This window comes from Nocardioides sp. NPDC054178 (assembly GCF_055585005.1).
Genome location: NZ_JBVJKY010000009.1, coordinates 225,376 through 232,579, shown reverse-complemented (window position 1 = coordinate 232,579; position 7,204 = coordinate 225,376). Strand labels below are relative to the sequence as shown.

The window sequence follows — 7,204 nt, the reverse complement described above, 5'->3', positions numbered from 1 at the left end:
GTCTTGACCGAGATCAGCGCCGAGTCGGCTCGTCTTGACCGAGATCAGCGCCGAGTCGGCTCGTCTTGACCGAGATCAGCGCCGAGTCGGCTCGTCTTGACCGAGATCAGCGCCGAGTCGGCTCGTCATGACGAGCCGACTCGGCGAGGAATGTGGTCAAGATGAGCCGACTCGGCGTGCGTGCGGCGGGGGCTCGCTAGTTGGCGGTGTAGGTGCGCTGGGCGGCTTCGCCGGTCTTGCCGAGGGCCTTGGCCGCGCCGTCGCCGACGGCGACCTTGAGGGAGCCGTCGGAGGTCTGTACGCGCAGGGGCGGGGTGACCTGGAGCTGCTTGGACTCACCGAAGGCGAGGTCGCCGCTGAAGACCACCTTGCCGCGCGAGTCGCGGACGACCACGTGGGCGCCGCCTCCTGCCGCGGAGATGGTCACCGGAACAGGCGAGGACTTCCCGTAGGGGCTGTCGGTGCCGGCGGAGCCGTCGAGCTGGATCGCTCCGGCCTGGGGCTCGTGCTGGGTGCCGTCGATGACCAGGCGCGCGACCGACCAGACCAGGATGACCGCCATCACGGCAGCGACCAGGACCGACCAGGACGGACCGCCACGCATCCGCCGGACGGGGCGGATCGCCGCGCTGTGGGCGAGCTCGGCCTCGAAGACGGCGCGCGGGCTGACCGGGCCGGAGGCGTACTTCTCGTCATAGGTCCGCAGCAGCGGCGCGACCTCGATGCCGAGGACACGCGCGAGCGTGCGCAGGTGGCCACGGGCATAGAAGTCGCCACCGCAGGGACCGAAGTCGTCGACCTCGATCGCCTCGATGACGTGCGGGCGGATCCGCGTCCACTCGGCCAGGCCGTCCATGTCCAGGGCGAGCCGGCGGCGGGCCGCAGCGATCTCGGCACCGATCTCCGGGACCTTGGTCGGCACCACCTCGGTGACCTGGTCGTCGGCGCCGTCGATCCGAAGTCCTGAGCTCGTCGTAGAGGAGAGCGCCTTGACGCCCTCGTCGGGCACCGCCAGAGGACGTACGCCCTCGGGCTCGGCGTCCTCATCGTCCGACTCGTCCACGACCGCGTCGTCGAAGTCGAAGTCTGCGTCGAAGCCTGCACCGGTCTCGGCCGGAGGCAGCTGGAGCGCGTTCGCGCCGTGGACGGCGATGGTCTCCTGCGGCTCCTCGGGCACGTAGCGTACGTCGACCCGGACCGCCGTCGAGGGCTCGCGCAGCGGCGCGACCGGCTCCGCCTTCGCCTCGCTCTTCAGCTCGGGCTCGGGGTCGGTCTTCGGCGTCTTCTCGTCCTGCTGAGTGTCCCGGTCCACCTGGCCCTGCTCCGCCTCGTCCACCACGTCTGCGGCATTGATATCAGGCTCGTCCAAGACCCGTAGCATCCGGGGGTTGGTGTCGCCGGCCTGCTCGGAGAGGGGCGGGCGGACAGCGGTGTCACCGTCGTCGGCGGCGTCCTCTTCGGCGCTCTCGTCGGTGGTCTCGTCAGCCTCCGCGGCCGGCTCCTCCACGTCGAGCCCGGGGTCGATCTCGACGACCTCGACACCCTCGGCGGCGACGATGGCGATGGCCTCGGTGACATCGTCACCGGCGCCCAGGACCCGGGTGGAGAGGCCGAGCGGGAGCGAGAACGGAAGGCCGTAGAGGCGTTCGGTCAGCATCGCCTGGCGTCGCGCGGTCGGCGAGAGCTCCTCGAGCACCTCGTCCTCGTCGTGCAGCAGCACGCCGATGCGGCCGTCCTTCCAGAACCGCTCGATCCCGTCCGGACGCGGGGTGTGCTCGACGGACTCGATCTTCGACCACGGGATGCCCTGCCAGGTCTGGCCGAAGCGGAGGCGTACGCCCTGCTCGTCCACGAGCAGCAGCGGCATCCGGGAGTCCCAGGCCGTCCACCCCTGCACCGCCGCGACGGCGAGCAGGATCAGACCGACCAGATAGCCCTCGATGCCGCCGCGCAGCACGAAGGCGAGGCCGACCAGCAGCGACGCGAGCGCCACCACCAGCGCGAGGCGGCCGTTGCGGCGTACCTCGACGACGTCGACATCGTGGGTCTCGGCGACCTCGACAGGGTCGACGGCCTCGACGGGGTCGATGGTCTCGACAGCCGGTGAATTCTCGCTCACATCTCCCCCTGGATCGTTGCGATGACGCCGTCGATCTCGTCGGGCTTGACGAGTACGTCGCGTGCCTTGGAGCCCTCCGAGGGACCGACCACCCCGCGCGACTCCAGGATATCCATCAGGCGGCCGGCCTTGGCGAACCCGACGCGGAGCTTGCGCTGCAGCATCGAGGTCGACCCGAACTGGGTCGAGACGATCAGCTCGATCGCCTGGATGACCAGATCCATGTCGTCGCCGATGTCGTCGTCCAGCACTCGCTTGGACTCCGCCGGAGCGGTCACGTCGTCACGGTAGGACGGCTCGAGCTGGCCCTTGACCGACTTCACGACCGCGTTGATCTCCGACTCGGAGACCCACGAGCCCTGCACACGGATCGGCTTGGAGGAGCCCATCGGCAGGAACAGCCCGTCACCCTGGCCGACCAGCTTCTCCGCACCCGGCTGGTCGAGGATGACGCGCGAGTCGGCCAGCGAGGAGGTCGCGAAGGCGAGCCGCGAGGGCACGTTGGCCTTGATCAGGCCGGTGACCACGTCGACCGAGGGCCGCTGCGTGGCCAGCACCAGGTGGATGCCGGCGGCGCGGGCGAGCTGGGTGATGCGTACGACCGCGTCCTCGACGTCGCGCGGGGCGACCATCATCAGGTCGGCGAGCTCGTCGACGATGACCAGCAGGTAGGGGTAGGGCGACAGGACGCGCTCGGAGTCGGGCGGGACCTGCACCTTCCCGGCGCGCACGGCCTTGTTGAAGTCATCGACGTGGCGGAAGCCGAAGTTGGCCAGGTCGTCGTAGCGCATGTCCATCTCGCGTACGACCCAGGCCAGCGCCTCGGCGGCCTTCTTCGGGTTGGTGATGATCGGCGTGATCAGGTGCGGCACGCCCTCGTAGGAGTTGAGCTCGACCCGCTTGGGGTCGACCATGATCATCCGCACCTCGTCGGGCGTGGCCCGCATCAGCACCGAGGTGATCATCGAGTTGATGAAGGACGACTTACCCGAACCGGTCGCACCCGCGACCAGCAGGTGGGGCATCTTGGCGAGGTTGGCGACCACGAAGCCGCCCTCGACGTCCTTGCCGACACCGGTGATCATCGGGTGGTGGTCGCCGCGCGCCGCGTTGGAGCGGAGCACGTCGCCGAGGGTGACGATCTCCTTGTCGGAGTTGGGGATCTCCACACCGACGGCGGACTTGCCGGGGATCGGCGAGAGGATGCGTACGTCGGCGGAAGCCACCGCGTAGGCGATGTTCTTCTGGATGCCGGTGATCTTCTCGACCTTCACGCCGGCGCCGAGCTCGACGATGTAGCGGGTGACCGTCGGACCGCGGGTGTAGCCGGTGACCGCGGCGTCGATGCTGAACTCCTCCAGCACCGCCTGGAGCCGGCTGACGATCTCGTCGGAGGCCTTGGAACGGGCCTTGTGCGGCGAGCCGGGCTTGAGCAGGTCGCTGCCCGGAAGCGTGTAGGTGACGTCGCCGGCGAGCATCAGTTGCTCGACGCGCTGGGGCAGCTCGGCGTGCGGCGGCGGCTCGAGGTCGCGCCTCTTGCCGGCCTTCGGCGCGGTGTCGGAGACCGCGGGCATGAGACCCGCGGCGTCGCTGGGGACGGCTTCGTCCGGCTGGGTGTCGGCGTCGGAGTCCTCGTCGAGGGCGAGCGCGATGTCGAGCCCGTCCTTCTTCCGCTTCTTCTTCGGCTTCTCCTCCTCGAGGAGCGGCGTCTCGTAGGGCTCGAAGCCCTCCGGGTCGAAGGTGTCGTCGTCGGCGAAGAGCCTGCCGCCGCGGCGTACGCGCCGGATGTTGGTGCCGCTCTCGCTCAGCTCCTCGGGCGGGGTCAGGCCCAGCGCCCGGTCGCGCAGCTCCACCAGGCGACTCGGCACCTGGTAGAGCGGGGTCCCGGTGATCACCAGGATCCCGAAGACGACGAGAAGCGAGAGGAGTACGACGACCACGGCCGTCGAGCGCAGGACGTCGAGCAGCAGGCTGGCCACGACGTAGCCGATCGCGCCGCCGGCCCACTGCAGCTCGCTGCTGTCGCCCGAGGTGGGCTGCGGGTTGCCGTTGGCGATCTGGATGATGCCGAGCGTGGCCATCAGGAACGCGGCCCAGCCGATCGCGAGCCGGCCGACCGGCGCCGCGTTGACCGGATCGCGCATCAGCCGGGCCCCGGCGACGACCAGGCCCACCGGCACCAGCCAGCCGACCTTGCCGACGACACCGGCCACGGCGATGCGTACGACGTCGAAGAACTGCCCGCCGAGCTGGAACCAGACGCCGGCGGCGACGAGGACGGAGAGGCCGATCAGGAACAGGCCGGCACCGTCGCGCCGGTGCTCCGGCTCGAGGTCGCTGGCCGCCTGCCCGCCGACACGGAAGATGGCCGCCACTCCCCCGGCGATCGCCAGCCACAGGCTGGCGATGGTGGAGAAGATGGCATCGAAGAGGACCGCGATCGGGCTGGGCCCGCTGCGTACGGCGCGAGGTGGCGTACGGTTCGTCGTCTTCCGGTTGGCCGACTTTGCGGCGGGACGGCGCTTGTTCTGACCTTTGTGGGGCGCTGCCTTTGAGCGGGCCCGGCTCGTGGCCGTTGCTCGCTTTGTCGTGGTCGTACTCCGGGGACGGGTGCTCTTGGTGGTGGTCGAGCTCCGCGACCCCGGCGGGGAAGACGTACGGGTCGCCATACAACCAGGGTATTTGACCGAGCGGCCTGCCTCCGGGACCCCATGGGGGTGTGTTGCACCGGTGTAGTTTGCCGCCATGCAGAGCCTCGTGGTCCTCCTCGCCCTCCTCACCGCCGCCGACGCCGTGGCGGACTGGACCTGTGTGCGGTTCCGCTGGCGGCGGACCCACTACGTCACCAAACCTCTGGTGATGGTGGGGCTGATGGGGCTGACGGTGTTGGTCGCCGACGGCGAGCCGGCCGCCTGGTGGCTGCTCGTCGCGCTCTTCTTCGGGATGCTCGGCGACATCTCGATGATCGGCTCCTCGGCGCGGCGGTTCCTCGGCGGCGTGGGCCTCTTCTTCGTCGGCCACCTGGCGTACGCCGCGAGCTTCCTCGCCCTCGGCCTGGAACCCGCTGCGTGGTCCTGGGCCGGCTTCGCCGTCGCGATCGTGCTGGCGATCCCGATGGGCCGGGTGCTTCGGGGCGCCCGGGAGATGGGCGGTGCGCCGATGGCCGCAGCCCTGGCTGCGTACTCCCTGGTGATCGCCACCATGCTCGTGCTGGGCTGGCTGACCGGGAGCCCGTGGATCGCCGCGGGCGCGCTGATCTTCGTCGTCAGCGACACCCTGATCGGGCTCAACCTCGCCGAGCACGGCAACGAGCCGCCGCGCCTGACCGACGTGCAGATCATGGTGACCTATCACGTCGGCCAGGCGCTGATCACGGCTGGCGTGCTGCTGGCGCTCTAGGCTTCGATGACGACAGGGACGATCATCGGCCGACGACGGTGGGTGCTGGAGACCCAGCGCCCGAACGTACGCCGGATGGCCTGCTGCAGCTGGTAGGTGTCGGTCGCACCCTCCGAGATGGCCCGGTTGACCGCCTTGACGATCGGCTGCTTGATCGGCTCGAAGGCGTTGTCCGGCCACACGTGGCCGCGGGCGTGGATCTCGGGCCCGCTGGCGACGACCCCCTTGACCGAGTCGACCACGACGATGATCGAGACGAAGCCCTCCTCGGAGAGGATCCGACGGTCCTTGAGCTCGGACTCGGTGACGTCGCCGACGGTGGTGCCGTCGACGAAGACGTAGCCGCACTCGACCTTGCCCGCGATCTCGGCCTTGCCGTCGATGAGGTCGACGACCACGCCGTCCTCGGCGTAGACGACGCTCTCTACGCCGGTCTGGCGGGCCAGGTCGCCGTTGGCGAGCAGGTGGCGCACCTCGCCGTGGACAGGCATCACGTTGCGCGGGCGGACGATGTTGTAGCAGTAGAGCAGCTCGCCGGCGCTGGCGTGACCGGAGACGTGCACCAGGGCGTTGCCCTTGTGGACCACATTGGCGCCGAGGCGGGCCAGGCCGTTGATCACCCGGTAGACCGAGTTCTCGTTGCCGGGGATCAGGCTCGAGGCGAGCAGGACGGTGTCGCCCGGCTCGATGTGGACGAAGTTGTGGGTGCCGTTGGCGATCCGCGACAGCGCCGACATCGGCTCGCCCTGCGAGCCCGTCGAGACCATGACGACCCGCTCCGGCGGCAGCTCGGCGAGCTCCTTGGCGTCGACGATGACGTCCTCGGGCACGTGCAGGTAGCCCAGGTCGGAGGCGATCTGCATGTTGCGGACCATCGACCGACCGACGTACGCCACCTTGCGGCCGTGGGCGACCGCGCTGTCGAGCACCTGCTGGACGCGGTGCACGTGGGAGGCGAAGCAGGCGACGATGATGCGCTGGTCCGACTCGCGGAAGACCTGCTCGATCGCGGGCGCGATCTTCTTCTCCGCGGTCGTGAAGCCGGGCACCTCGGCGTTGGTGGAGTCGGTGAGGAACAGGTCCACACCCTCCTCGCCGAGCCGGGCGAACGCGCGCAGGTCGGTGATCCGGCCGTCCAGCGGCAGCTGGTCCATCTTGAAGTCGCCGGTGTGCAGGACGAGGCCGGCCCCGGTGCGGATCGCGACCGCGAGCGCGTCCGGGATCGAGTGGTTGACGGCGACGAACTCGAGCTCGAACGGCCCGAAGGAGATCGTGTCGCCCTCGCGTACCTTGTGCTGGACGGTCTCGCGCAGACGGTGCTCGCGCAGCTTGGAGCCGAGCAGCGCCAGGGTCAGCTCGGAGCCGACCAGCGGGATGTTCTGACGCTCGCGGAGCAGGTAGGGCGTCGCGCCGATGTGGTCCTCGTGACCGTGGGTCAGGACCAGGGCCTCGACGTCGCCGAGGCGGTCACGGATCGGGCCGAAGTCGGGAAGGATCAGGTCGACGCCGGGCTGCTGCTCCTCGGGGAAGAGGACGCCGCAGTCGACGATCAGGAGCCGGCCGTCGTACTCGAAGACGGTCATGTTGCGGCCGACCTCGCCGAGGCCGCCGAGAGGGGTGACCCGCAGGCCGCCCTTGGGGAGCTTGCCGGGTTCGGTCAGCTCCGGGTGTGGGTGAGACAAAGGC

Annotated in this window: 4 protein-coding genes; 1 reads left to right on the top strand and 3 read right to left on the bottom strand. The window is 69.8% G+C overall.

What is annotated here, in order from left to right; translation table 11 throughout:
• Positions 1-196: 196 nt before the first annotated feature.
• Entirely contained in the window at positions 197-2,119 is a 1,923-nt protein-coding gene (locus tag ACZ6WN_RS26890) for a helix-turn-helix domain-containing protein (protein WP_465869136.1), read from the bottom strand.
• A complete protein-coding gene (locus tag ACZ6WN_RS26885; RefSeq protein ID WP_465869134.1) occupies positions 2,116-4,788 on the bottom strand; it encodes an FtsK/SpoIIIE family DNA translocase in 2,673 nt (890 codons plus the stop codon). Before ACZ6WN_RS26885 ends, ACZ6WN_RS26890 begins: the two co-directional genes overlap by 4 nt.
• Before the next feature lie 76 nt (positions 4,789-4,864).
• Here ACZ6WN_RS26885 and ACZ6WN_RS26880 point away from each other — a divergent pair, with 76 nt between their 5' ends.
• The gene (locus ACZ6WN_RS26880) at positions 4,865-5,518 is read left to right on the top strand and encodes a lysoplasmalogenase (RefSeq protein ID WP_465869133.1); all 654 of its coding nucleotides are present in this window, start codon (positions 4,865-4,867) and stop codon (positions 5,516-5,518) included.
• On the opposite strand, the gene ACZ6WN_RS26875 is transcribed toward ACZ6WN_RS26880, so the two are convergent.
• The gene (locus tag ACZ6WN_RS26875; RefSeq protein ID WP_465869131.1) at positions 5,515-7,200 is read right to left on the bottom strand and encodes a ribonuclease J; all 1,686 of its coding nucleotides are present in this window, start codon (positions 7,198-7,200) and stop codon (positions 5,515-5,517) included. The two genes, ACZ6WN_RS26880 and ACZ6WN_RS26875, sit on opposite strands and share 4 nt — an antisense overlap.
• Between the last annotated feature and the right edge of the window lie 4 nt (positions 7,201-7,204).

What these genes read in the sequence shown, in the direction of transcription:
- ACZ6WN_RS26885 (WP_465869134.1), bottom strand. Translation starts at nt 4,788, where the DNA reads ATGGCGACCCGTACGTCTTCCCCGCCGGGGTCGCGGAGCTCGACCACC.
- ACZ6WN_RS26880 (WP_465869133.1), top strand. Translation starts at nt 4,865, where the DNA reads ATGCAGAGCCTCGTGGTCCTCCTCGCCCTCCTCACCGCCGCCGACGCC.